Source organism: Halomonas sp. A29, from assembly GCF_046723295.1.
GTDB lineage: Bacteria > Pseudomonadota > Gammaproteobacteria > Pseudomonadales > Halomonadaceae > Halomonas.
The window spans coordinates 60812-86386 of record NZ_JAXQPR010000012.1; the positions used below are offsets into that span (position 1 = coordinate 60812).

Consider the following 25575-nt stretch of genomic DNA (forward strand, 5'->3'; position numbering starts at 1 on the left):
CGGCTCGAGAGTAAGAGTGGCGGTAGCTTGAATGGCACGCTCGCCGCGGTTATAATGCGCGGCCCACTCATCATGCTCCCTGTCAGATGGCTGCCAAAAGGGGCGCCACTCGCAGCAGGTCGACGAAGAGCCAACCCCGATGAGTTCTGGAGAGAGACACATGTACGCAGTAATCAAGAGCGGTGGCAAGCAATACCGCGTTCAGGAAGGCCAGACGCTCAAACTCGAGAAGCTGGAGATTCCGACCGGCGAAACCGTCGAGTTCGATCAGGTGCTGCTGGTTGCCGATGGCGACGACGTGACCATCGGTGCGCCGCTGGTCGATGGCGCCAAGGTGGCTGCCGAGATCGTTTCCCACGGACGTGGCGAGAAGATCCGCATCATCAAGTTCCGTCGCCGCAAGCACCACATGAAGCGTCAGGGCCACCGTCAGTGGTTCACTGAAGTCAAGATCACCGGGATTTCCGCCTAAGCGGCTTCCCCTTAACGAGCGAGGACTTTGCAATGGCTCATAAGAAGGCAGCCGGTTCTACCCGTAACGGCCGCGATTCAGAATCCAAGCGCCTTGGTGTCAAGCTGTACGGCGGTCAGGCCGTGACGGCAGGCAACATCATCGTGCGGCAGCGTGGTACCCGCTTCCATGCCGGTACCGGTGTTGGCGTCGGCCGCGACCACACTCTGTTCGCCTTGAGTGACGGTGTGATCAAGTTCGAGACCAAGGGTCCGAAGAACCGCAAGTTCGTCAGCGTCGTCTCTGCCTGAGAACGCTCGAACCGGTAGATGGAAGGCCCCGCTCAGGCGGGGCCTTCTTGTATCATGACGGTAGAGTCCGTCGGGAGAGTGTCACATGCAGTTCGTCGACGAAGCCTCGATCATCGTGGAAGCCGGCAGGGGCGGTAACGGCTGCCTGAGTTTTCGCCGCGAAAAATACGTGCCCAGGGGTGGTCCTGATGGCGGTGACGGCGGGCATGGCGGCAGTGTCTACCTGGTCGGTGACGATGCCCTCAATACTTTGATCGACTTCAAGTTCCAGCGTTTCTACCAGGCCGAGAGCGGCCGCCCCGGGCAAGGGCGGCAGATGAGCGGCCGGGCCGGCAACGATCTGGTGGTCAAGGTACCGGTGGGCACCACGGTGATCGACGAGGATACCCTCGAGGTGATCGCCGACATCACCGAGATCGGTCAGCAGGTGCTGGTAGCTCAGGGTGGCCGCCGTGGGCTTGGCAACATTCATTTCAAGTCGTCCACCAATAGGGCGCCACGCAAGACCACGCCAGGCACCGACGGCGAGCGCCGCAACCTGCGCCTGGAGATGAAGGTGATGGCCGATGTGGGCCTGCTGGGCATGCCCAACGCCGGCAAGTCGACCCTGATCCGCTCGGTCTCGGCGGCCAAGCCCAAGGTGGCCGATTATCCTTTTACCACCCTTGTGCCCAACCTCGGCGTGGTGAAGCTGGGCATGCACGAGCACTTCGTGATGGCCGACGTGCCGGGGTTGATCGAGGGGGCATCGGATGGCGCCGGGCTGGGGTTGCGCTTTCTCAAGCACCTGACCCGTACCCGCTTGCTGTTCCACGTGGTCGACGTGGCGCCCTTCGACGAATCCGACCCGGTCGAGTCGGCGCAGGCCATCGCCCTTGAGCTCGAGCAGTTCTCGCCGACCCTGGCCGAGCGGCCGCGTTGGCTGGTGATCAACAAGCTCGACCTGGTGCCGGACGAGGAGCGCGAAGTGCGGGTGGCCGCGATCGTTGAAGGGCTGGCCTGGGAAGGGCCGGTATTTCGTGTCTCGGCCATCAGCGGCGAGGGCACCGATGCCTTGGTGCAGGCGGCGCATCGCTGGCTCACCGAACAGCGTCTGCTCGAGAACGAGGACGAGGAGGCCGCCGAGCGCGAACGCGAAATGCGCGAACGTATGGAAGCCGAGGCGGTGGCGCGCACCGAGGCGCGCCTGGGTCGTAGGCGCAAGCGCAGTGAGCAGGACGACGACGATGACTTCGACGATGATGATTACGACGTCGAGGTCGAATACGTAGAGTGAGGCCCGCAATGTCTCGAGGTTCGGGAATTGCAGCCTTGTTGGAGAGTGAATAGGTGAGCAACGAGCGGGTTCCGGGTCGCGATGCGCTGCGTGGCGCTCGCCGGGTGGTGGTGAAGATCGGCAGTGCGCTGCTGACCAACGATGGGCGTGGCCTCGACGAGGCGGCGATCGGTGGCTGGGTGGACCAGATTGCGGCGCTGCATCGCCAAGGTGTCGAGGTGGTGCTGGTGTCGTCGGGCGCCGTGGCGGCCGGCATGGTGCGGTTGGGCTGGCAGGCGCGCCCGTCGGCGGTACATGAGCTGCAGGCCGCCGCCGCGGTGGGTCAGAACGGCTTGACCCAGTGCTACGAGCACCATTTTGCACGCCATGGGCTGATTACCGCTCAGGTGCTGCTGACCCACGACGATCTCTCCAACCGCAAGCGCTATCTCAATGCCCGTTCGGCGCTGCGTACCCTGGTCGATCTGCGCGTGGTGCCGGTGATCAACGAGAACGACACCGTGGTAACCGACGAGATCCGTTTCGGCGACAACGACACGCTCGGTGCGCTGGTGGCCAACCTGCTCGAAGCCGAGGCGCTGGTAATTCTCACCGACCAGGAGGGGTTGTTCGACGCCGACCCGCGTCACAACCCCGATGCGACGCTGATCAGCGAAGGCCGCGCCGACGACCCGGCGCTGGCGGCGATGGCAGGTGGTGGCGGAGCGCTGGGTCGCGGTGGCATGACCACCAAGATGCAGGCAGCGCGCCTGGCCGCGCGTTCCGGTGCGGTGACGGTCATCGCCAGCGGCCGCCAGCCCGAGGTATTGACCCGGCTGGCCCAGGGCGAGCGTCTGGGCACGTTGCTGTGTCCGGAGGAGGCGCCGATCGCGGCGCGCAAACGCTGGCTGGCCGGCCAGTTGCAGGTGCGCGGCAGCCTGACGCTGGATGCCGGCGCGGTGAAGGTGCTGCGCAGCAGCGGCTCCAGCCTGCTGGCGGTGGGGGTCAAGGCGCTGTCCGGCGACTTCGTGCGCGGCGACATGGTGCTTTGCCTCGACGAGCAGGGCGAGCGAGTCGCCAAGGGTTTGGTGAACTATGGCGCCGACGAGGCGCGTCGACTCCTCGGCCAGCCAAGCCACCAGATCGAGGCGATCCTGGGCTACATGGAAGCCCCGGAGCTGATCCACCGCGACAACCTCGTGGTGTTGTGACGCAGTGTTTGCGCGGCCTGTAGCATGGCGCCGCGTACCTGTGGTAGTATGCGCCATCCTCTCAGACACGGCCCGTCGGCAACCTTCGCGTTGACGAAATGGCCAGGCCGGCAGGAAAGTGAAATTTCCAAGCCGGACAAATTGTTATCGATGCCGCCTTCGATTGGGCGGCGTTAAAGTTTTCCAGGAGATAGTCAGTGGCAAATAGCAAGCAAGCCCGCAAGCGTGCCCGTCAGGCCGAAGGCCGCCGTGTTCTGAAGGCGAGCCAGCGCGCCATGGTGCGTACCTACGTGAAGCGCGTCATCAAGGCGATCAATGGCGGCGACCATGCCACCGCGATGACCGAGTTCCAGAAGGCGCAGCCGGTCATCGACCGTATCGCCGACAAGGACGTGCTCTCCAAGAAGAAGGCCGCGCGCCTGAAGAGCCGTCTGAACAAGCGAATTAAGGCGCTGGCTGCGTAAAGCCGGACGCCTGGAGACGTCGCGAGCGCCCATCGATTCGATGCCAGCGTAGTGCGACCTCGAAAAAACCGGCCAAGGCCGGTTTTTTTGTGCCTGAAGGCGGGATGCCTCCCGCATTTGACGAGCTGGTGAGGAAGGGATAGGTGACGGAACGCGAGCAGTTGCCCGAGCCCGGAAAATCGGCCCCGCCCCAGGTGGCCGACGACGATCGAGCCGTTGCACCCAAGGCCGGTGGGCTGATGCGCTCCGGCCTGGTGGTGGGCGCCATGACCATGCTGTCGCGGGTCATGGGGCTGGTGCGCGACGTGGTGGTGGCGACCCTGTTCGGTGCCGGCAGTGGTGCCGATGCCTTCTTCGTCGCCTTCAAGATTCCCAACTTCATGCGCCGCCTGTTTGCCGAGGGCGCCTTCAACCAGGCCTTCGTGCCGGTGCTTTCCGAGTATGCTACTCGCGGCAGCAAGCGCGAGGTGCGCGAGATGCTCGATGCCGTGGCCGGCAGCCTGACCGCCGTGCTGGCGTTGATCACCGCGCTGGCGATGCTCGCGGCACCCTGGCTGGTGTGGGTGTTCGCTCCGGGGTTCGGCCGCGACCCGGCCAAGCTCGCACTGACCGCCGACATGTTGCGGCTGACCTTCCCCTACCTGCTGCTGGTCTCGCTCACTGCTTTTGCTGGCAGCGTGCTCAACACCTGGAACCGCTTTGCCGTGCCGGCCTTTACCCCGGTGCTGCTCAATCTCTCGCTGATCGGCGCGGCCGTGCTGCTCACGCCCTTGATGAGCGAGCCGGCCATGGCGCTGGCCTGGGGCGTGCTGATTGCCGGCTTCGCCCAGCTCGCCTTCCAGGTGCCGTTCCTGGTGCGCCTGGGGCTGATGCCGCGACCCTGGCCCAATTTCGCCCACAGCGGTGTGAAGCGTATTCTGGTGCTGATGGCGCCGGCGCTGTTCGGCGTTTCGGTGTCACAGATCAACCTGCTGCTGGACACCGTGCTGGCTTCACTGCTCGCCCCTGGCAGCGTCTCCTGGCTCTACTATTCTGACCGCCTGGTCGAGCTGCCGCTGGGGGTGTTCGGTATCGCCATTGGCACGGTGATCCTGCCGGCACTCTCCAAGCGCCACGCCGAGCAGTCGGGGGAGCACTTTGCCGCCATGCTCGACTGGGCGGTGCGCGCCGTGCTGCTGCTGGGCTTGCCCGCGGCGCTGGCGCTGGCGATCCTCGCCGAGCCGCTGCTGATCTCGCTGTTCCACTACGGTGCCATGACCGAGCACGATATCGCCATGGCGGCCATGAGCCTGCGCGCCTACGCCTTCGGCCTGGTCGCCTTCATGCTGATCAAGGTGCTGGCGCCTGGCTTCTTCGCCCGCCAGAACACCAAGACGCCGGTGAAGGTGGGCATCATTGCCATGGTCGCCAACATGGTGTTCAACCTGATCCTGATCTGGCCGCTGGCCCATGCCGGCTTGGCCCTGGCCACGGCACTCTCGGCATTCCTCAACGCCGGCCTGCTGGGCTGGCTGCTCCACAAGCAGGGTGTGCTGGTATTCCAGCCCGGTTGGGGGCGTTACGCGGTGCAGTTGATCGGCGGCTGCGTGGTAATGAGCGTAGGGCTGGCCTGGCTGGCGCCGGACTGGCAGCAGTGGCTCGGCTGGGGCGTGTGGACGCGGGTACGGTGGCTGTCGCTGCTGGTGGTGGTCGGCGCTGTGGTCTACTTCGCCTGGCTGGCAGCACTGGGCGTCAGGCCGCGGCAGTTCCGTATGAAAGGATAGGATCAGCTCCGCTCGTTTGGCGTTGCGACCATGGGCCGCCGGCTGTCAAGGGGAGCCAGGTCCGCTATAATCGAGCCCTTTACATGTTTCAACCCTGACAGGATATTGACGACCAGATGGAAGTCATTCGAGGACTGCACAATCTGCGCGACGAGCATCGCGGCTGCGTGGCCACCATCGGCAATTTCGATGGCGTGCACCGCGGTCACCAGGCGATCCTCGACCAGTGTCGCGAGCAGGCCTCGAAGCTGCGCCTGCCGGTCACGGTGGTGGTGTTCGAGCCCCAGCCGCGGGAGTTCTTCGCTGGCGACCAGGCACCGCCGCGACTGACCCGGCTGCGCGAGAAGGTGCGCTTGCTGGGTGAGAGCGGCGTCGACTACGTGCTTTGCCTGCCGTTCAACGAGCGGCTGCGAAGCCTCACCGCGGTGGAGTTCATCGACCGCGTGCTGGTCGGTGGGCTGGGCGTACGCCACCTGGTGGTGGGTGACGACTTCCGCTTCGGTTGCGATCGCTGCGGCGATTTCACTTTGCTGGCCGAAGAGGGGGAGCGGCGTGGCCGTGAGGGCTTTGGCGTAGAGCATACGCGGACCTTCTCTCTCGATGACGAGCGGGTTTCGAGTACCCGAGTGCGCACCTTGCTGGCCAGTGGCAACTTCGCCCAGGCGGCAAGAATGCTGGGGCGCCCCTACCGCCTCGGTGGGCGAGTGGTCGCCGACCAGAAGCTGGGACGCACCATCGGTGTGCCTACTGCCAACCTGCCACTACCACATCTGCCGCTGGCGCTGCGCGGGGTCTATGCGGTAGTGACCGAACTGCCCGATGGGCGGCGCTTCGATGGGGTGGCCAATATTGGCTGGCGGCCCACGATGGGCAGCGATCGGCCGGTGCTGGAGGTGCATCTGTTCGACTTCGACGGCGATCTCTATGGCAAGCGTCTGGTGGTGTTTCCCTGCGCCAGGCTGCGCGGCGAGGTGAAGTTCGACAACTTCGAAGCGCTCAAGCAGCAAATCAAGGCCGATCAGGCTCGTGCCCGCCGTTTCTTCGCGGATCCATGTCCTGCGGCCAGGGAGCTTGGCCTGGCAGACGACTCTCTTCCATTGGCATCGGCGCCGCTGGCGCGCGAAGCCGTGAATTTCGAATCCTCGGCGGGACGTTCCGCCGACCAAGACGACGGCTGATTCCCAGGATATGAGCGACTACAAGCACACACTGAACCTGCCCGAAACCGATTTCCCCATGCGTGGCAACCTGCCCCAGCGCGAGCCCAGCCGGGTGGCACAGTGGCAGGACATGAAGCTCTATCAGCGCCTGCGTGAGGAGCGTCGCGGCCGCGAGACCTTCGTGCTGCACGATGGCCCTCCTTATGCCAACGGCAGCATCCACATCGGTCACGCCGTCAACAAGATCCTCAAGGACATCATCGTCAAGTCGAAAAACCTGGCCGGCTTCGATGCGCCCTACGTGCCTGGCTGGGATTGCCACGGCCTGCCCATCGAGCACAAGGTGGAGACCACCCATGGCAAGCACCTCGAGCCCGAGCAGGCTCGCGGGCTGTGCCGCGAGTACGCCGCCGAGCAGATCCAGACTCAGCTTGCCGACTTCGTGCGCCTGGGTGTGATCGGCGACTGGGACAAGCCCTACCGCACCATGGACTACGCCAACGAGGCAGGGGAGATCCGTGCGCTGGCCGACATGGTAGCGGCGGGCTACGTGTTCAAGGGACTCAAGCCGGTCAACTGGTGCTTCGACTGCGGCTCGGCCCTGGCCGAGGCCGAGGTGGAATACCAGGACAAGAAGTCCGATGCCATCGACGTGGCTTTCCCGGCTGCCGACGAAGCGAAGCTGGCGGCCGCCTTCGGCCTGTCTGCGCTGCCCAAGCCTGCTGCCATCGTGATCTGGACCACCACGCCCTGGACCGTTCCGGCCAACCAGGCGCTCAACGTGCACCCCGAGTTCACCTACGCTCTGGTGGATACCGGCGAGCGGCTGCTGGTGCTGGCCGAGGAGCTGGTCGAGTCGTGCCTGGAGCGCTACGAGCTTTCCGGGGAGGTGATTGCCACCGCCAAGGGCGAGGCGCTCGACCTGATCGAGTTCCGCCACCCCTTCTACGACCGCCTGTCACCGGTCTATCTGGCCGACTACGTCGAGTCCGAAGTGGGCAGCACCGGTATCGTTCATTCCGCTCCGGCCTATGGCGTCGACGACTTCGTCACCTGTCGTGCCCACGGCATGGCCTTCGAGGAGATCAAGAGTCCGGTGCAGGGCAACGGCGTCTACGCCGACGACCTGCCGTTCTTCGGCGGCCAGATGATCTGGAAGGCCAACCCGCAGATCGTCGACAAGCTGCGCGAAGTCGACGCGTTGCTGGCGCACAAGGTGATCACTCACAGCTACATGCACTGCTGGCGTCACAAGACGCCGGTCATCTACCGCGCCACGGCGCAGTGGTTCGTGGGCATGGATATCAAGGACAAGGACGGTCGTACCCTGCGCGAGCGGGCGCTCGAGGGCATCCAGGCGACCCACTTCACCCCGGCCTGGGGCCAGGCGCGGCTGCATGCCATGATTGCCAACCGTCCCGACTGGTGCATCTCGCGCCAGCGCAACTGGGGCGTGCCGATCCCGTTCTTCCTGCACAAGGCGACGGGCGAGCTGCACCCGCGCACCGTCGAGCTGATGGAGGAGGCCGCCAAGCGCGTCGAGCGCGATGGCATCGATGCCTGGTTCCGCCTCGACCCGGCAGAGCTGCTGGGCGACGAGGCGGCTGATTACGACAAGGTCACCGACACCCTCGACGTGTGGTTCGACTCTGGCACCACCCACCGCCACGTGCTGCGCGGCTCGCATCCTCACGGCCACGAGAGCGGCCCGCGTGCCGACCTCTACCTGGAGGGCTCCGACCAGCACCGCGGCTGGTTCCACTCCTCGCTGCTGACCGGCTGCGCCATCGACGGTCACCCGCCGTACCGCGGCCTGCTCACCCACGGCTTCACCGTCGACGCCCAGGGCCGCAAGATGTCCAAGTCGATGGGCAACGTGGTGGCACCTCAAGAGGTCATGGACAAGCTGGGCGCCGACATCCTGCGCCTGTGGGTCGCCTCGACCGACTATTCGGGCGAGATGGCGGTCTCCGACGAGATCCTCAAGCGCACCGCTGACGTCTATCGGCGCATTCGTAACACCGCGCGCTTCCTGCTCAGCAACCTCAACGGCTTCGATCCTGAGCGCGATGCGGTGGCCTTCGACGACATGCTGGCGCTGGACCAGTGGGTGGTGGACCGTGCCGCCCAGCTCCAGGCGCGTATCGAGAAGGCCTTCGAGGAGTATCGCTTCCTCGACGTCTACCAGCAGGTGCACACCTTCTGCTCGCGTGAGCTTGGCGGTTTCTACCTCGACGTGATCAAGGATCGCCAGTACACCACCCAGGCCGACTCCCTGCCCCGGCGCAGCTGCCAGACCGCGCTCTACCAAGTGGTCGAGGCGCTCTCGCGCTGGGTGGCGCCTATCCTCAGCTTCACCGCCGAGGAGATCTACGAGCACATCCCCGGTAGCCGTCGCGAGAGCGTACTGCTTGAGAGCTATTACGAAGGGCTTGAAACCCTGGCACCGGACGCCGAGATGGGCCGCGAGTTCTGGGAGCAGGTGCTCGAAGTCAAGCAGGCGGTCAACAAGTGCCTGGAAGACGCTCGCAACGCCAAGACCATCAAGGGCAGCCTGGCCGCAGAGGTGACGCTCTATGTCGACGACAAGCTCAATGCCATCCTGGCCAAGCTGGGCGAGGAGCTGCGCTTCGTGATGCTGACCAGCGAGGTGCGGCTGGCGCCGCTGGCCGAGGGCCAGAACGTCGATGATGCCGAGAGCACCGAGCTGGCGGGCCTGAAGGTCGTCGTCGCGGCAAGCCCGCACCAGAAGTGCGAGCGCTGCTGGCACCATCGCGAGGATGTGGGTAGCCATGCCGAGCATCCCGACCTGTGCGGCCGCTGCATCAGCAACCTGCCGGAGGGTAGCGGTGAGACTCGCCACTATGCGTAACAAGCAGGGAGACAACGGTACTTCGGTGCCGCCGATGAGCAAGCCGCTGCGCTGGCTGTGGCTGACCGTCGCGGTGGTGCTGCTGGACCTCGGTACCAAGGCGCTGATGTCCAGTGTGCTGAGCTATGGTCAGCCGGTGGAGGTGCTGCCGTTCTTCAACCTGACGCTGTTGCACAACACCGGCGCGGCGTTCAGCTTTCTGGCCGGGCATCCCGGCTGGCAGCGCTGGTTCTTCGCCATCATCGCCGTGGGTGCCAGTGTCGGCCTTACCATCTGGATGAGCCGCCTCAAGGCCGACGAGAAGCTGCTTGGCGCCTCGCTGGCGCTGATCATTGGCGGTGCCCTGGGCAATCTCTACGATCGCCTGGTGCACGGCTACGTGGTGGACTTTCTCTCGTTCCATGCCGCCGGTTGGTACTACCCGGCCTTCAACGTAGCCGATATCGGCATCACCCTGGGAGCCATCGGGCTGATCTGGGAATCCGTATTCGAAGGCCGCAAGCAGGCCCGGCGGCGCGGCTGATCCGCCTGCTATGCTGCTGGCAGGATCCGACCCGACAAGCGCACCATAGATCGATCAAGCGAGAGCAACGATGAGCGAATTACGCATCGACGAGGGCATGGAAGTGACACTGCACTTCACCCTCAAGCTGGAGGACGGCACCGTGGTCGACTCCACCCGCGAAAAGCAGCCTGCCACCTTCCAACTGGGCGACGGCAACCTGCCGCCGGGGTTCGAATATCCGTTGAAGGGTATGGCCGGTGGTGACAGCGGCAGCTTCGAGATCACCCCTGAGCATGGCTTCGGCCAGCACAACCCACAGAACGTGCAGATGCTCAGTCGCGACGACTTCGAGGAGATCGAACCCGAAGTGGGCACGGTGATGTCGTTTGCCGACCCCTCTGGCGGAGAGCTGCCCGGAGTTATCACCGCCGTCGACGAGCGCAACGTGGAAGTGGACTTCAACCATCCCCTCGCAGGGCGTACCCTGACCTTCGAGGTCGAGGTGATCGACGTAAGGCCGGCTCAAACTCACTGAGCCGGACTCAACGCACGTAGAGATGCACGCGCATCAAGGCAAGGCCCTCATGCTACCTGACACCACGCAGACTCAATCCTCGCCGGCTCAGCCCACACAGAACCAGCCGATGCAGATCAAACTGGCCAACCCCCGTGGTTTTTGTGCCGGTGTCGATCGCGCCATCGAGATCGTCAACCGTGCGTTGGACGTCTTCGGGCCGCCCATCTACGTGCGCCATGAGGTCGTGCACAACCGTTTCGTGGTCGATACTCTACGCGAACGCGGCGCGATCTTCGTCGAGGAGCTTAACGAAGTGCCCGACGATGTCATCGTGATCTTTTCCGCCCATGGCGTATCCCGCGCCGTGCAGGAGGACGCGGAGCGCCGCGGCCTCAAGGTGTTCGACGCCACCTGCCCGCTGGTGACCAAGGTGCATATGGAAGTGCTGCGCTACGCCAAGCGCGGCCAGGAGTGCATCCTGATCGGCCATGCAGGTCATCCGGAGGTGGAGGGCACCATGGGACGCTACGACACCTCACACGGCGGGAATATCTACCTGGTCGAAGACGAGGCAGACGTCGAGCGGCTCGAGGTGAAAGACCCGACGCGGCTTGCCTTCGTCACACAGACCACGCTCTCGATGGATGATACCGCCCGGGTGATCGATGCCCTGCGCGCGAAATTTCCCGAGATCGAGGGGCCGCGCAAGGACGACATCTGCTATGCCACCCAGAACCGTCAGGATGCGGTGCGCGAGCTGGCTGCCGGCTGCGACCTGCTGCTGGTGGTGGGTAGCCCCAACAGCTCGAACTCCAATCGTCTGCGCGAGCTGGCCGAGCGGGTCGGCACCCCGGCCTACCTGATCGATGACGCCAGCCAGATCGACCCCACATGGCTCGAGAATGTTGCCGCGGTGGGCATTACCGCAGGGGCGAGCGCACCGGAAGTGTTGGTCAAGGGCGTGATCGAACGGCTCCAAGGCCTTGGGGCCGAGCCACCTGAAGAGCTGGCCGGCCGCGAAGAGACGATCACTTTCTCCATGCCTCGCGAGCTTCGCGAGCGTGTGATCGCCAGCGATTCGCTATTCTGAGGACAGGCGTGGACCAGAAAGGCCATGCTTGCAGTATGAGCGACTCACGATACGTGAGATGACCAGCGCCGGGCCTAGCCCGGCTTTTTTCATGACATATCTAGCAGGGTCGGTTGTCATGATACATACTGAAACCAAGTGTAACAAAAAGCAGAGGAGCGCCGTGTGACGATCTACGCCCGCCCGTCTCGACAGCCCCCCCGGCATGACGCATCGCGCCGGCAGCACGGCTTCACCTTGATCGAGCTGATGATCGCCGTGGCCGTGATCGCGATCCTGGCATCGATCGCCGTGCCCAGCTATCGAGGCTATGTGGAGCGGGCAACGCGCACGGATGCCCAGTCGGGCCTCATGGAGGCGGCAGGCCAGCTCGAGCGTTGTTACACGGTCAATAATTCCTATGCGGGTTGTAGCGTCATTGCGGCTTCTCCTGACGGAAATTACGCCATTAGTCTATCGAGCACGGCCTCTACCTATACGCTTACGGCGTCACTCAACAGTGGCCGTGGTCCCGATGGCTGTGCCGGCGACTTGACCTTGAATCACCAAGGGGTGCGAAGCCCTGCGAATTGTTGGTAGCGCGATATGAAAAGCTCCGGTTTCACATTGATCGAGCTGTTGGTGACGATCGCTGTAATGTCGATCGTTGCCACCATTGCTGTGCCGGGCTTTCAGAACATGATGGCGAGCAATCGGTTGTCAGGCGACTACAACATGGTGCTCGCCGGCCTCAACCAGGCTAGAAGCGAAGCCATCAAGCGTCGGGAAAGCGTGACCTTCCGCGTGACAGAGTCCAGTCCCTGGGAATACCGGATCACCACGGCCGATAGCAGCGATATTGCCATTCGTTCGTCTCGGGGCGGGCAAGTCAGTATCACGAACACGAGTATTACCTTCAATGCGCTGGGGCGGCGGGCGAGCTGCACGTCTGGCTGTGACATCACAATCAATCATACCGGCGCTGGCAGCCTGGACCTGCAGGTAAGTACTACCGGACGCATCGGCAAACCCGCGAGTTGAGGAGTGCAATGAGACGTCACGCTCAGTCAGGTTTTACGCTAATCGAAGCGCTGATAGCCGTGCTGGTACTCTCCATCGGCCTGCTCGGTGTGGCAGCGATGCAGCTCAGGGCGCTGCAGAGTGCTCATATGGGGTATCAGCGCGCGGTGGTCAGCCTGGCGGCGATCGATGCCCAGGAAAGGGCTTGGGCGAGACTGGCGAATAACGGTGCCTGCCCGGCAGCCGGCGATATCCAGGGTGATTGGTCGGGACAGTGGTTCGGCAACATTCTCGCCAATAATGGTAGTACTCTCGGCAATACCGGCTGTGAATACACCGTTACTATCCGGTGGCAGGAGACGCGTTACTCCATTGGTGAAAGTGGGGATGCTTTCGTTTACCAGTTTCGGTTACCCGAGCTATGAAAGACGATTTTTGCAAATCTGCGTCGGTCAATCGACTCGCTTCGGCTCGCCAGGCTGGCTTCACGCTGATAGAGCTGATGGTGGCGCTGGTGATCGGTCTGATCATCATTCTTGGCGCTGGGCAGCTGTTCCTGATGGGCTTCCAAACCTTTCGCCAGACCGAACTGCTGAGCAACAAGCAGGCGGCTTTGACCTTTGCCACAGAGACGCTGATTCGTGACATTCGCCGTGCCACTGACATCGATTTCAACTCATCTACTGGTGAGCTGACGGTTCAGTTTTCCAACAACCAAGACATGGCTGCTTGCGGTTCGGGTGTTAATATCATTCGCATTTATCGCCTTAGCGACACGATCGTGAGTGCCAACGAAGGCTGGTCCTTGAATATGGGGCAGGGTTGCAATTCCATGCCCACTGGGTCCGACTTTGAGCCACTAGTAACCTCATTCGATGAAGGTGGTTTTTTTGCTGAAGAAATTGATGATGGTGTTTGGGTGACGGAATTTACGCTCATGGCAAGCCGGGATGGTGCGACGGATGAGTTTGAGTTTCGGGCTGTCAACCGAAACCAGGCCATTGATTGATTATGCCTTAAGGGGCGTGGGGGGAGCATGAAGCAGCAGCGCGGGGCAGCACTCGTGGTGGTTCTCTCCATGCTGGCGATGTCGCTTATGCTGGGGCTTTCCGGCATGCAGTCGTCGCAAGTGGATGAGCGTTTGGCCGGCAATTATCGCTCTTCGGTCATGGCGCAAATGGCAGCTGAGGCAGGAGCATCGGTAGCACATGAAAAGCTCCAGGAAGCCATCAGCAGCAATGTATTTTCGATGTCCAGTGTGACGGCCTGTGGTGTGGGGCTTTCCAATAGAATTACCTATGGCGAAGAGGATTACCAAACAAGCTCGAGATACAACCTTTCCATATGTGGCAGTGGGGGATACTACAATCTGGTTAGCACGGGAAACGTCTACTCGGGAGAAAATATCGTTTCCAGTCGCGCTGTTGTTGTGGGTGCCTTTGAGCTCGGGGTAGGATTCCTGGGGCTCTCTCCCATCACCATTCCTGGAAGCATAAAACGGCCAGAAAACAATAATGACATGTGCTACTCGGGACAGAATGGTAATGCGCCAAGCTATTGCTTCAGGCCACCTTCTTCACAATCGGAGTTCGTGGGAGAGGAGCTGGTCGATGGAGTCTATAATCCTGCCATAACGGTTCGCGATCAATCGGATAGGAACAAGATAAACGAGATGATCGAAGGGCGGGAGAGTAATTATGTCGGCGGGGTCGAATATGGTATGAGCGAGTCCATTCTCGAGAGTGCGGCCGATTTCAAGCAATTTGTTGACCTGCTCGAGGCATGTGCCAAAGGGCAAGCCTCCGGCTGTGCAGGAGGAGGCTACTATGCGCAAGGTGCCAATGGCGTGGACTTCGGTAGCAAGGGAAGTGAAAAGCTGGCTTTCTATGATGGCAATTTCAATGGCAGCGGCAATTTTTCCGGCGCTGGGACACTGGTGATTCGAGGAGATGCGAGTTTCTCCGGCACGCCCAGCTATTCCGGGTTGATTATCGTGCTGGGTACCTACACGGTTAGCGGAGGTGGCTCATCCGCTGGCCAGGGTGGTTTCAACGGTTCGATCATTTCCGCTCCCATGGGGATGGGAGAGAACGGGCTGGAGTTTTTCGAGACCTCAATAAGCATCAGCGGTGGCGGGGGGGCTGATTATATTTACGACGCAGAAGCTCTTTCAACTGCCTTTGATATCTTGGGCGAGGGAGCAAGAAATTACTGGAATTCCAATAACGACAGTACGCGAAAATCGGGGTCGCTAGAGCGGGATTTATCCGCTTGGCGTGAAGTCGTTGATGTTTAAATTTTAGTTTCCATTCGGATACGTTTAGCATCATTAATTTTCAATTCGTTTTTTTCGGGTGCTCTACCTTGGAAGAACAAGCGTGCGCAAATAAAGGGCCATAGGCCTTTCCGTGGTTTGCGCGCAGTTCTCGCCAGGGAGGCATTCATGCACCAGCAGCACGGTGCCGCACTTGTCGTCGTCCTGTCACTATTGACCCTCAGCTTGATGCTGGGGCTGTCGGGCTACCAGTCTGCCTTGGTCGATGAGCGTCTGGCCGGTAATTACCGGGCGGCCACGGAGGCCCAGATGGGGGCCGAACATGCCGTATCGGCTGCCTGGGGCGAGGGAGGGGAAAACCTGACGGCGGGACACTTCAGTGCGTCGATAGGTCTTGATGCGCTCGAGAGCACCAACTGGGCAACATTTTCCGGCATTAGCCAGGCCGGCCCTTGCCAAGGAAACGTGCGTTGTCGCTACCGCTATGTGAGGGAAGGAGGGAGCTACTATGTGGTCGGCATGGGGGCGGTCACCGGCGGCAACCAGGTCGTCGCCAGCAGTTTGCCGGTGGTGGCTCGGGTGGAATTCCGGGAGATCCCCAACCCCTCGTTCACCCGTGGACTGCTGAGTGCAGGCCATATCACGGTAACCGGCAACTCCACGCTGACCCCGGCGCTCAACGAGGACGGCAGCATCAACTCCAACGTGGTACATGCCAACGGCCTCGTCAGTATCAGCGTGCCTGCCAACCAGCGGGGTTACATCACGTCGGGGGCCGACCGCAAGGTGGAAGTGCCCCTGCCGGGCACGCGTCCAACTGGCGAAAACATGTCTCAGTGCACAGGAGCCTCTCCGCCAGATTATTGCTACAAACGCTATGATCCCACCATTTACGACGAGTACCGTAACAGGCCCGGCGTGATCCGCAGCTGCAATATCAACCTCAATACATTGCCCCACGGTTCGACGGTCTTCTGCGAGGGCAACCTGTCGGTGGGAAGCGGCAGCGTGGAGGGCAAGCAGCTCACCCTGGTGGCCACGGGTGATGTCTCCATGAGCGGTTCCACCACCACCTCTGGCCCCGGCGCGGCGGAGATCGGCCTGTTCGTGGTAGCCGGTGGCAACATCAACTTCTCGGGCAGCACCGACAACTATGGCGTCTTCTGGGCCGGCGGCCACGTCAGCCAGAGCGGCACGTCCCGGTTGCACGGCTCCATCGTGGCTGGGAGCTATATCCAGAGCAGCGGCGGGATCCGGTTTACCAGCATCAATCGTGTGACCAACCGAGATGCCTATATCGAGACGGAGCCGCGCATCGTCTCTTGGCGTTGAGAGGGCCTCGGTGAGAGGCCCGATGTCACTGCTCGGCCGGCTTGCGATAGTGGCCGGGGACGATCACCTTCTCGCCGCCGGGGAGCCGGCGAACATGGGTGGGGACGTAAATACGTCTGATGACGCTCTTGCGTTGTTTGTCGTCCATCCACTGGCTTCCAATTTGGTTGATTTTGAAACTACTTTAGGCGGGCGGGACGTATTGTGCAATGCCGGCTGAGGTGGCGGCATGGTTTACGCCTGATTTGCTCTCGCCTAGGTTGTGAGTAGCTTGGCAGGGAGCGTAAGGAGTCGGCATGGAGCAGCTGGACATCGCGCTGGCGGTCGTGGGAGGGCTGGTGCTGGCCGTGGGGCTGTTGTCGCGCCCGCTGGACCGCTCCTGGCTCTCGGCTCCCCTGTTCGCTTTCCTGCTCGGTGTGGCGTTGGGACCACACGGATTGAGCGCGCTCGATCCGATGGCCTGGGGTGATGGCAAGCGACTGCTCGAGGAGACGGCACGACTGACGCTCGGCATCAGCCTGATGGGCATCGCATTGCGGTTGCCACCCAGCTATCCCTTCGTGCATTGGCGGTCGCTGCTGATGTTGCTGGGCATCGCCATGCCGGCCATGTTCCTGATCAGCTCGCTGCTGACACACTGGATCATGGGCTTGCCGCTGCTGATAGCATTGCTGGTCGGCGGTACCATCTGCGCCACTGACCCAGTCGTGGCGTCTGCGATAGTCACCGGCGGGGTGGCCAAGGAGAATCTTCCTGAGGGCTATCGGCACCTGCTCTCGAGCGAGTCCGGTGCCAACGATGGCTTGGCTTATCCCCTGGTATTGCTGCCGATCCTGCTGTTGAGCCTACCTGCCAGCGATGCCTGGCTGGACTGGTTCGGCAAGGTCTGGCTGTGGGAGATTGGCGGGGCCGTACTCATCGGCATTGCACTCGGCTGGGCGACAGGGCGGGCCCTGCAGTGGTCGGAGGAGCGCGGCTTCCTCGATCAGCCGTCATTCCTCTCCATCACCTTGGCACTTACGGTGCTGGTGCTCGGGCTGGGCGAGTTGCTCGGCACCAACAGCATACTGGGCGTGTTTGCCGCCGGGCTGGCCTTCGACCAGGAGGTCGGCGGCAAGGACCGCAGCGAGGAGGACAACGTCCAGGAGGCGGTCAACATCTTGCTGACGATGCCGATCTTCATCCTGTTCGGCCTGATCGCGCCTTGGGCCGAATGGTGGGCACTGGGTCTGGAAGGGCTGCTGCTGGCCATGCTGGTGCTGCTGCTGCGGCGCTTGCCGGTGATCTTGCTGCTGCGGCCCTGGTTGCCGGCACTGCGCGACTGGCCGATCACCTTGATCATGGGCTGGTTCGGCCCGATTGGGGTTTCAGCGCTCTACTATGCCACGCTGGTTTCGAGCCGAACCGGCTACGATCTGGCCTGGACGGCCGGTACCCTGATCGTGGTGGCTTCGATGATTGCCCACGGCATCACTGCGGCACCGTTTGCCTACCGCTATGGGCGCTGGCAACGCAAGCAGGGAAAGGAGCCCGGGCACTAACTCTTCCCAGTCTGGCCCGGCTAGCGGATCTGGCGAAAGCGCTGGCGTAGCCGCTCGAGCTCGGCCTCGCTCCAGCCATCCGGTTCCGTCAGTGCGACCCAGGCGTCGAGGTAGTGTTCGGCAGCAATGGTATGGCCATAGCCGGGTGGTGCCCGGCCCACCGCGAGGTCGCCGAGCAGCTGCAACATAGTCACCACCGGATACCAGCGCAGCTCCGCGAGCACGTCCGGGGCGCGTGGCTCGCGCATCCATTCCGGTTCGCGATAGAGAATCCGCGGCTCGAAGAAGGTGATCGGGTCGCTGCCGTACTGCAGGTAGGCGATACGGAAGTCGCCCCAGTCGCCTTCAGGCGCATCCAGCCCCTGATATTGGTTCATGAAGCGCACCACCGCTCCGTTGCGGAAGGCGGGCAGCCAGGCCGGCGTACCACGGTCACGCTCGCGAGTCACCGTGCGCCAGGTCTCATTGCGAAACGGCGGGCCGCTCCACAGCGCGCCGTGGAAGGGGTCGTCGATGATGTCATAGAAGTCGAACGAGAGGTCTGAGTTGAGCGAGCCGAGGCTGAGCCCGTGCAGGTAGAGCCGTGGGCGTTCGTCCTCGGGAAGGCGGGTCCAGTAATCGTAGACGGTGGTGAACAGGGCGCGGGCATTCTCGGCGCCGTACTCGCCCTCTACGATCAGGGCCAGGTGGCTGGGCAGGTAGGAGTACTGCATGGTCGCCGTGGCGATATCGCCACGATGCAGGTACTCCACCGTATTCTGTGCCCCCGGGTCGACCCAGCCGCGCCCGGTAGGAGTGGCCAATAGCAGCACGGAGCGCTCGAAGGCACCTACCCGCCTGAGTTCCCGCAGGACCAGTTGGGCCCGCTCTACGGGCGTATCGGCGGCGCTCAGGCCGGCATAGACACGGATCGGCTCCATGGCTTCCTCGCCGAGAAAAGCCCCGATGCTCTCAGCCGAGGGGCCCTGGGTGACGAAGCGTCGGCCGCGCCCGCCGAGCGCCTCCCAACTGATCAGCGAGTGCTCACTGCCGGTCTTCATCGGGTCGGAGGGCGGCGTCAGCTCGTCGAGTATCAACTCGTCGAGCTGCTGGAAAGAGTTGTCGGCAGCGCGCAGGGCCAGGGTGAAGATGACGCCGTCGATGATCGACCAGAACAGCGCTGCCGCAGCGATCACGCCCAGCAGGTTGGAGACCCGGTGCGGTACGAAGCGTCGCATCTTGCGTGCGAGAAAGCGGAACGTGAGCCGGAACAGCCGCACCAGCAACCAGAGCAAGGCAAATACCGCCATGGCGATCAGGGCGATACTGATCGGACGTATGCCGCTGACCTCCTCCAGGTTCATCAGGGCGCGAATGCCGTTCTGCCATGTCGAAGCCTGCCACAGGAAGACCATGGCAATGACTGCACAAATGCCGGCAGCGGTCAGCTTGATGACCCGCTCGGTGCGTGAGCGGGGGCGAGGCAGATGCAAGTAGTCCCACAGCCAGTGAGCGATGAAGCCCAGCGCATACCCGGCGGAAAAGGAGAGCCCCGAGACGATGCCTTGGGCATAGGTGGGGCGCGGCAGCAGGCTGGGGGTGAGCGAAAAGGCGAACAGCAGTGTGCCGAGCAAGAGACCTGCTGTGGAGAAGTGCTTGAGAGCTTTACGGATTCTCGGGTGCATGAGGCTAGTCAAGGCAAAGGTCGATGGCTGGGATAAACAGTCTACTGACCCGAGGGTAGGGGGAGGCGGTCGTTACGACAATGACCTGGCTGCGTCACGCTGGATCAGACAAGCCGCCAGCGCAAGCCGTTCCACCTTCCATGGCGTAACCCAGCTCAGTTCGATGATCCGCGCTGTCGCCACCAATGGGAACGGCAGCGCGGCCAGGAACAGGCGAGCATGAAACGGTCGAGCAAGAAACAGTAGAGAGCGTGCTTCCTCAATGATAACGACTCGGCAAGCGCGTGAAGCGTACTGGGGGGCTGTACTTTTCTCCCGCCGGGGCGCGCTCGGGAGCGGGACGGACCCGCCAGCCCCGCGAACTCGCCCACTCCTTGAGTTCACGGTAATCGAGCAGCGGGTACTCGCGGCTGTAGGGGTTGGGCGCTGAAGATGGGAAAGCGAAGGCCACATGTGGGTAGCGGGCCAAGGCGTCTTCACTGTTGTGGGCGGCCAGGGCAAGGTCCAGCGCGTGCTGCCACGCCTGCGAATCCTTGGGGGCGTGTGTTGCGCTGAGCCGAGCGTCGTCGTTTGCGTAGAGACTTCCCATGACGTTTACCTCACTTCGAAATCGTTGAAGGTCGCAGCCAGGTTTTGCCGGAGGGTAGGGCTCATTTCGGCGGCGAGCGGCGATGAGGCTTGACGGTTACCGTCTTGGGTCCAGGCATGGGAGAAGACCTGGCGGGTCGGGAAGGGGTAGAGCGACGATGTGGTTTCACGAGAACGCTTTTTCTGGACATGACGCACCTCTTGGTTGGCTACCGGGGTACTTGCTACATGAAGACCTTCGACTCCTTTTCCTGCTTGATAAGCGCCCCACTCAACGGGGAGTGGGGCTTGTTGCCCAGGATCAATCCCAGGTGAGTGCGCCACCCACTTGATACTCGGTGACGCGGGTCTCGAAGAAGTTCTTCTCCTTGCGCAGATCGATGATCTCGCTCATCCACGGGAAGGGGTTCTGCGCGCCGGGGAATTGCTCCTTGAGGCCGATCTGGGCCAGGCGGCGGTTGCAGATGAAGTGCAGGTACTCCTCCATGATCGCTGCATTCATGCCCAGCACGCCGCGGGGCATGGTGTCGCGGGCGTAGGCGATCTCCAGCTCGGTGCCCTCGAGGATCATCTGGGTGACCTCGTCCTGGAACGCGGGCGTCCACAGGTGCGGGTTCTCGATCTTGATCTGGTTGATCATGTCGACGCCGAAGTTGAGGTGCATCGACTCGTCGCGCAGGATGTACTGGAACTGCTCGGCGACGCCGGTCATCTTGTTGCGGCGGCCCATGGAGAGGATCTGGCTGAAACCGCAGTAGAAGAAGATGCCTTCGGTGACGCAGTAGAACGCCACCAGGTTGCGCAGCAGTTCCTGGTCGGTCTCGGGGGTGCCGGTATTGAAGTCCGGGCGCGCCAGCGACTGGGTGTGCTTGAGGCTCCAGGCGGACTTGGCGGCTACCGACGGTACTTCGCGGTACATGTTGAAGACCTCGCCTTCGTCCATGCTCAGCGACTCCACGCAGTACTGATAGGCGTGGGTGTGGATCGCTTCCTCGAAGGCCTGGCGCAGCAGGTATTGGCGGCACTCGGGGTTGGTGATCAGGCGGTAGAGTGCCAGCACCAGGTTGTTGGCCACCAGCGAGTCGGCGGTGGAGAAGTAGCCCAGGCTGCGCTCGACGATGCGCCGCTCGTCCGCGGTGAGGCCGTCCTGGCTCTTCCACAGCGCGATGTCGGCGTTCATGTTCACTTCCTGGGGCATCCAGTGATTGGCGCTGCCATCCAGGTACTTCTGCCACGCCCACTCGTACTTGAAGGGCACCAGCTGATTGAGGTCGGCGCGGGCGTTGATCATCTGCTTGTCGTCGACCTGGATGCGCGCCGCGCCCATCTCGAGCTCCTCGAGGCCGGCGGCGACATCGAGCTCCTCCAGCGACTTGCGAGCCCGCGCCAGGCGGTCGCTGTCGGCCACCTTGTAGCTGCCGCCGCTCTCTTTCACCTCGCCGTGCGAGGCAGGCTCGGGCTGCGGCTTGTTGGCGGGTGCCGGCGCGGCCTTGGCCGGCTGCTCGGCGACGGGTGTTTCGTCCTCGTGGAATTCGTCCCAGTTCAGCATTTCAGCTTCCTTCATGTCCGGTGGAGCGGGAGGCGGCATCGCCGCCTCCGATGAGGATTACTGGCAGGCCTCGCAGCCCAGGTCGTCGATATCGCTAGCGCTCGGCGCACGCGAGCCGCTGCCTGCCTTGCCGGTGAGGAAATCCTCTACGCCGCGTGGCTCTTTCGGCGCTGTGGGTGGTGTCGCGGAGGGTGCCGGCGCGGTGGAAGGCGCCTGGTTGCTGACCGCGTTGAGCGTGCCGCGGTCGACGGTGGATTTCTCCACCGAGGTGGCACCCAGGGCACGCAGGTAGTAGGTGGTCTTGAGGCCACGGAACCACGCCATGCGGTAGGTCACGTCGAGCTTCTTGCCGGAGACGCCCTTGATGTAGAGGTTCAGCGACTGGGCCTGGTCGATCCACTTCTGGCGTCGTGCGGCGGCCTCCACCAGCCACTTCGTCTCCATCTCGAAGGCGGTGGCGTACTTGGCCCTGAGATCTTCCGGTACCCGCTCGATGGGCTGCACGCTGCCGTCGTAGTACTTGAGGTCGTTGATCATCACCTCATCCCACAGGCCGCGTGCCTTGAGGTCGTGGACCAGGTAGGCGTTGACCACGGTGAACTCGCCGGAGAGGTTCGATTTCACGTAGAGGTTCTGGTACGTGGGCTCGATCGACTGCGACACGCCGCAGATATTGGAGATCGTCGCGGTGGGAGCGATGGCCATCACGTTGGAATTACGCATGCCCTGCTCGGCGATCTTCTGGCGGATACGCTGCCAGTCCTGGGTGGCGCTGGTGTCCACTTCGATGTACTTCTCGCCGCGCTCCGTCACGAGCTTCGCGATGGAGTCGATGGGCAGGATGCCCTGGCTCCACAGCGAACCCTCGAAGCTTTCGTAGCGGCCACGCTCGGCGGCCAGGTCGCTGGAGGCCTCGATGGCGTGGTAGCTGACCAGCTCCATGGAACGGTCGGCAAACGCCACTGCTTCCTCGGAGGCGTAGGCGATGTCCTGGGCGTAGAGGGCATCCTGGAAGCCCATGATGCCGAGCCCCACCGGACGATGCTTGAAATTGGAGTTCCTGGCCTGGGGCACCGCGTAGTAGTTGATGTCGATGACGTTATCGAGCATGCGTACCGCGGTACGCACGGTCTTCTTCAGCTTGGCGTCGTCTAGCTGGCCGTCGATCACGTGCTGGGCCAGGTTGACCGAGCCCAGGTTGCACACGGCGATCTCGTCGGCGCTGGTGTTCAGGGTGATCTCGGTGCACAGGTTGGAGGAGTGCACCACGCCCGCGTGCTGCTGGGGGCTTCTCAGGTTGCACGGATCCTTGAAGGTGATCCACGGGTGGCCGGTCTCGAACAGCATCGAGAGCATCTTGCGCCACAGGTCCTTGGCGCGCACGCGCTTGTAGAGCTTCAGCTTGCCCGAGCGGGTCATCGCCTCGTACTCCTCGTAGCGCTTCTCGAAGGCGGCGCCGTAGAGGTCGTGCAGGTCCGGGCAGTTGGCGGGAGAGAACAGCGTCCACTCCTTGTCGTCGAACACCCGCTTCATGAACAGGTCGGGCACCCAGTTGGCGGTGTTCATGTCGTGGGTGCGGCGGCGATCGTCGCCGGTGTTCTTGCGCAGCTCGAGGAATTCCTCGATGTCCAGGTGCCAGGTTTCGAGGTAGGCGCACACGGCACCCTTGCGCTTGCCGCCCTGGTTGACCGCCACGGCGGTGTCGTTGACCACCTTGAGGAACGGCACCACACCCTGGCTCTTGCCGTTGGTACCCTTGATGTAGGAGCCCAGCGCGCGTACCGGCGTCCAGTCGTTGCCCAGGCCGCCGGCCCACTTGGAGAGCAGGGCGTTGTCGCGGATGGCGCTGTAGATGGCGCTGAGGTCGTCGGGCACGGTGGTGAGGTAGCAGCTCGAGAGCTGGCTGCGCACGGTACCCGAATTGAACAGGGTCGGCGTGGAGGCCATGTAGTCGAAGCTGGAGAGCAGCTCGTAGAACTCGATGGCCCGTGCCTCGCGGTCGTCCTCGTTCAGCGCCAGGCCCATGGCCACGCGCATGAACATCACCTGAGGCAGTTCGTAGCGCACGTTGTCGCGATGAATGAAGTAGCGATCGTAGAGGGTCTGCAGGCCCAGGTAGGTGAAGGCGTTGTCGCGGGTATGGTCCAGCGCATCACCCAGCCGCTCGAGATCGAACTCGGCCAGAGCCGGGTCGAGCTGCTCGAACTCGATACCCTTGGCCACGTAGACCTGAAACGCCGGCTTGTAGAGATCGGCCATCTCGCCGAAGGTCGCCTCGTCGGCCACGCCGAGGAAGGAGAGCGCCTCACGGCGCAGGTTGTCCTGCAGCAGGCGGGCGGTGACGTAGGTGTAGTTGGGCTCCTTCTCCACCAGGGTCCGCGCCGTCATCATCAGCGCCTGGGACACGCCATCCACGGAAACACCGTCGTAGAGGTTCTTCAGCGACTCATCGACGATGCGATTGGGGTCGACGTTCTCGAGCTCTGCGCAGGCATCGAACACCAGCGTCTCGATGCGCCCGAGGTCCAGCGGGCGGCGGCTGCCGTCGGCCAGGCTCACGTTGAGCGTGGGATGCGGTTTCTCTATCTCGGCACCGGCCGCGGCGCGCGCGCGGGCGTGTTCTTCGCGGTAGAGTACGTAGGCGCGAGCCACCTTCTGTTCACCGGCGCGCATCAGCGCCAGCTCCACCTGGTCCTGGATGTCCTCGATGTGTACGGTACCGCCGTCGGGCATGCGGCGCAGGAAGGCACCGGCGATGGCTTGACTGGCCTGTTCCACGAAGTCGCGGACCCGCGAGGAGGCGCTGACGTTGTCGCCTTCAACGGCAATGAAGGCCTTGCGCATGGCAACGGCGATCTTGCTGGCATCGAAGGGCATCACGTCGCCGTTGCGCTTGATGACGCGCAGGGTTTGCGGGGCCGTGAGCGACAGGTCGGTCGGGTCGGGGGTCTGAAGTTCCATGGGCCGAATAATCCCTTCTGCATGGGGATGAGGTCAGGGCGACGAAGGCATTGACAGCCGAAGTAAGGCTTGGTAGATGCACATCATCTTGTGTCGTTCTCGTTTGAGAACACAAGATAGTGTGCTTTTTCGTCGCCTTCAAGTGGATAACCTGTGGGTGAGCTGTGACTCGACGGGGGGCATCCTTTGGGTTGTTGTGCAAGACCGGGCTATGCTTCGCTGGCAAGCTGCAAGGACGCGAAATGTCATGAAAGGCATGCGAAAGGACCTATTTCGGGTATCCTTGATCAGTAATTGGCGGGACAGGGTGTCCCGGAGTGACAACGAAGCCCAGCACGGGGATGACTAGGATGGATGACAACCTGGAAAGCAGCGACATGGAACACGTGCTGATTATCGAGGATGACGTGCGCCTGGCCGAGCTCACCCGCGACTACCTCGAATCCAATGGATTCAAGGTCACGGTGGAGGCCGAAGGCTCACGAGGTGTCGAACAGATACTGACGCTGCAGCCGGATCTGGTGATCCTCGATCTGATGCTGCCCGGAGAGGATGGACTGTCGATCTGTCGCCGGGCCAGGCCCGACTATGCCGGGCCGATCCTGATGTTGACCGCTCGCGCCGACGACATGGATCAGGTGCTGGGGCTGGAAATGGGCGCCGACGATTACGTGCCCAAGCCGGTCCAGCCCAGGGTTCTGCTGGCGCGCATGCGGGCATTGCTGCGGCGAGCGGAGAACACCGAACAGACCGGCGAGGCTCGGCTCACCTTCGGCAACCTCGAGATCGACAGCGCCACTCGCGAAGCCTGGCTGCAGGGTGAGCGTATCGACCTCACCAGTGCCGAGTTCGACCTGTTGTGGCTGTTGGCCAGCAATGCCGGCCGGGTGCTTACCCGGGAAGAGATCTTCAGTGATCTGCGTGGCATCAAGTACGACGGCCAGGATCGTTCCATCGACGTGCGGGTCTCGCGGATACGCCCCAAGATCGGCGACGATCCCAATCATCCGCATCGGATCAAGACGGTGCGCAGCAAGGGCTACCTGTTCGTCAAGGATGCCTGATCG

The 25575-nt window shown here is 62.8% G+C and carries 24 protein-coding genes; 19 read left to right on the forward strand and 5 right to left on the reverse strand.

Translation table 11 applies throughout. The annotated features are described in order from the left end of the window. Nucleotides 1–160: 160 nt before the first annotated feature. From rplU to SPH52_RS19920, 17 genes are all read left to right on the forward strand, one after another. On the forward strand, nucleotides 161–472 hold the full coding sequence (gene rplU / locus SPH52_RS19840) for a 50S ribosomal protein L21 (RefSeq protein ID WP_263581332.1): 312 nt from the start codon (nucleotides 161–163) through the stop codon (nucleotides 470–472). A 32-nt stretch (nucleotides 473–504) separates the two neighbouring features. After that, nucleotides 505–762, forward strand: coding sequence for a 50S ribosomal protein L27 (rpmA, locus tag SPH52_RS19845; RefSeq protein WP_111413374.1), 258 nt, complete (start codon nucleotides 505–507; stop codon nucleotides 760–762). 85 nt (nucleotides 763–847) lie between these two features. After that, entirely contained in the window at nucleotides 848–2038 is a 1191-nt protein-coding gene (gene cgtA, locus SPH52_RS19850) for an Obg family GTPase CgtA (protein WP_411796771.1), read from the forward strand. Between the two features lie 53 nt (nucleotides 2039–2091). Then, nucleotides 2092–3228 carry a glutamate 5-kinase gene (proB, locus tag SPH52_RS19855; protein ID WP_411796772.1) on the forward strand — a complete coding sequence of 379 codons (1137 nt, stop codon included), beginning with the start codon at nucleotides 2092–2094 and terminating at the stop codon, nucleotides 3226–3228. A 197-nt stretch (nucleotides 3229–3425) separates the two neighbouring features. Next, entirely contained in the window at nucleotides 3426–3692 is a 267-nt protein-coding gene (rpsT, locus tag SPH52_RS19860) for a 30S ribosomal protein S20 (protein WP_149328134.1), read from the forward strand. Between the two features lie 239 nt (nucleotides 3693–3931). Beyond that, a complete protein-coding gene (gene murJ / locus SPH52_RS19865) occupies nucleotides 3932–5455 on the forward strand; it encodes a murein biosynthesis integral membrane protein MurJ (protein WP_411796805.1) in 1524 nt (507 codons plus the stop codon). A 116-nt stretch (nucleotides 5456–5571) separates the two neighbouring features. Further along, entirely contained in the window at nucleotides 5572–6633 is a 1062-nt protein-coding gene (gene ribF / locus SPH52_RS19870; RefSeq protein WP_411796773.1) for a bifunctional riboflavin kinase/FAD synthetase, read from the forward strand. A 10-nt stretch (nucleotides 6634–6643) separates the two neighbouring features. Further along, the gene (ileS, locus tag SPH52_RS19875; protein WP_411796774.1) at nucleotides 6644–9487 is read left to right on the forward strand and encodes an isoleucine--tRNA ligase; all 2844 of its coding nucleotides are present in this window, start codon (nucleotides 6644–6646) and stop codon (nucleotides 9485–9487) included. Next, on the forward strand, nucleotides 9480–10010 hold the full coding sequence (lspA, locus tag SPH52_RS19880) for a signal peptidase II (protein WP_411796806.1): 531 nt from the start codon (nucleotides 9480–9482) through the stop codon (nucleotides 10008–10010). Before ileS ends, lspA begins: the two co-directional genes overlap by 8 nt. 70 nt (nucleotides 10011–10080) lie before the next feature. Next, nucleotides 10081–10527, forward strand: a complete 447-nt coding sequence (gene fkpB, locus SPH52_RS19885) for an FKBP-type peptidyl-prolyl cis-trans isomerase (RefSeq protein ID WP_411796775.1) — start codon at nucleotides 10081–10083, stop codon at nucleotides 10525–10527. Nucleotides 10528–10636: 109 nt separating this feature from the next. Beyond that, a complete protein-coding gene (ispH, locus tag SPH52_RS19890; RefSeq protein WP_411796776.1) occupies nucleotides 10637–11599 on the forward strand; it encodes a 4-hydroxy-3-methylbut-2-enyl diphosphate reductase in 963 nt (320 codons plus the stop codon). A gap of 165 nt (nucleotides 11600–11764) precedes the next feature. Continuing rightward, nucleotides 11765–12178, forward strand: a complete 414-nt coding sequence (locus tag SPH52_RS19895) for a type IV pilin protein (protein WP_411796777.1) — start codon at nucleotides 11765–11767, stop codon at nucleotides 12176–12178. Nucleotides 12179–12184: 6 nt separating this feature from the next. Further along, nucleotides 12185–12619, forward strand: a complete 435-nt coding sequence (locus SPH52_RS19900; RefSeq protein WP_411796778.1) for a GspH/FimT family pseudopilin — start codon at nucleotides 12185–12187, stop codon at nucleotides 12617–12619. Between the two features lie 8 nt (nucleotides 12620–12627). Beyond that, nucleotides 12628–13023 (forward strand): type IV pilus modification protein PilV, encoded by a 396-nt coding sequence (gene pilV, locus SPH52_RS19905; RefSeq protein WP_411796779.1) that lies wholly within the window; start codon nucleotides 12628–12630, stop codon nucleotides 13021–13023. Then, nucleotides 13020–13607, forward strand: a complete 588-nt coding sequence (locus tag SPH52_RS19910; protein ID WP_411796780.1) for a PilW family protein — start codon at nucleotides 13020–13022, stop codon at nucleotides 13605–13607. The genes pilV and SPH52_RS19910 overlap by 4 nt, the downstream gene beginning before the upstream one ends. Before the next feature lie 27 nt (nucleotides 13608–13634). Next, nucleotides 13635–14894, forward strand: coding sequence for a PilX N-terminal domain-containing pilus assembly protein (locus SPH52_RS19915; RefSeq protein WP_411796781.1), 1260 nt, complete (start codon nucleotides 13635–13637; stop codon nucleotides 14892–14894). 147 nt (nucleotides 14895–15041) lie between these two features. Continuing rightward, complete coding sequence (locus SPH52_RS19920; protein WP_411796782.1) at nucleotides 15042–16205, forward strand: PilX N-terminal domain-containing pilus assembly protein; 1164 nt, start codon at nucleotides 15042–15044, stop codon at nucleotides 16203–16205. Nucleotides 16206–16230: 25 nt separating this feature from the next. On the opposite strand, the gene SPH52_RS19925 is transcribed toward SPH52_RS19920, so the two are convergent. After that, entirely contained in the window at nucleotides 16231–16353 is a 123-nt protein-coding gene (locus SPH52_RS19925) for a hypothetical protein (protein WP_411796783.1), read from the reverse strand. Nucleotides 16354–16501: 148 nt separating this feature from the next. Between SPH52_RS19925 and SPH52_RS19930 the strand changes: the two genes are divergently transcribed. Then, the gene (locus tag SPH52_RS19930) at nucleotides 16502–17746 is read left to right on the forward strand and encodes a cation:proton antiporter (RefSeq protein WP_411796784.1); all 1245 of its coding nucleotides are present in this window, start codon (nucleotides 16502–16504) and stop codon (nucleotides 17744–17746) included. A gap of 20 nt (nucleotides 17747–17766) precedes the next feature. On the opposite strand, the gene SPH52_RS19935 is transcribed toward SPH52_RS19930, so the two are convergent. From SPH52_RS19935 to SPH52_RS19950, 4 genes are all read right to left on the reverse strand, one after another. Continuing rightward, nucleotides 17767–19410, reverse strand: a complete 1644-nt coding sequence (locus SPH52_RS19935; protein ID WP_411796785.1) for an alpha/beta hydrolase — start codon at nucleotides 19408–19410, stop codon at nucleotides 17767–17769. 259 nt (nucleotides 19411–19669) lie between these two features. Continuing rightward, a complete protein-coding gene (locus tag SPH52_RS19940) occupies nucleotides 19670–19999 on the reverse strand; it encodes a hypothetical protein (protein WP_411796786.1) in 330 nt (109 codons plus the stop codon). 300 nt (nucleotides 20000–20299) lie between these two features. Beyond that, the gene (locus SPH52_RS19945; RefSeq protein WP_411796787.1) at nucleotides 20300–21547 is read right to left on the reverse strand and encodes a ribonucleotide-diphosphate reductase subunit beta; all 1248 of its coding nucleotides are present in this window, start codon (nucleotides 21545–21547) and stop codon (nucleotides 20300–20302) included. Between the two features lie 57 nt (nucleotides 21548–21604). After that, nucleotides 21605–24508, reverse strand: a complete 2904-nt coding sequence (locus SPH52_RS19950) for a ribonucleoside-diphosphate reductase subunit alpha (protein WP_411796788.1) — start codon at nucleotides 24506–24508, stop codon at nucleotides 21605–21607. A 350-nt stretch (nucleotides 24509–24858) separates the two neighbouring features. Between SPH52_RS19950 and SPH52_RS19955 the strand changes: the two genes are divergently transcribed. After that, nucleotides 24859–25572, forward strand: a complete 714-nt coding sequence (locus tag SPH52_RS19955) for a winged helix-turn-helix domain-containing protein (protein WP_411796789.1) — start codon at nucleotides 24859–24861, stop codon at nucleotides 25570–25572. Nucleotides 25573–25575 lie beyond the last annotated feature (3 nt).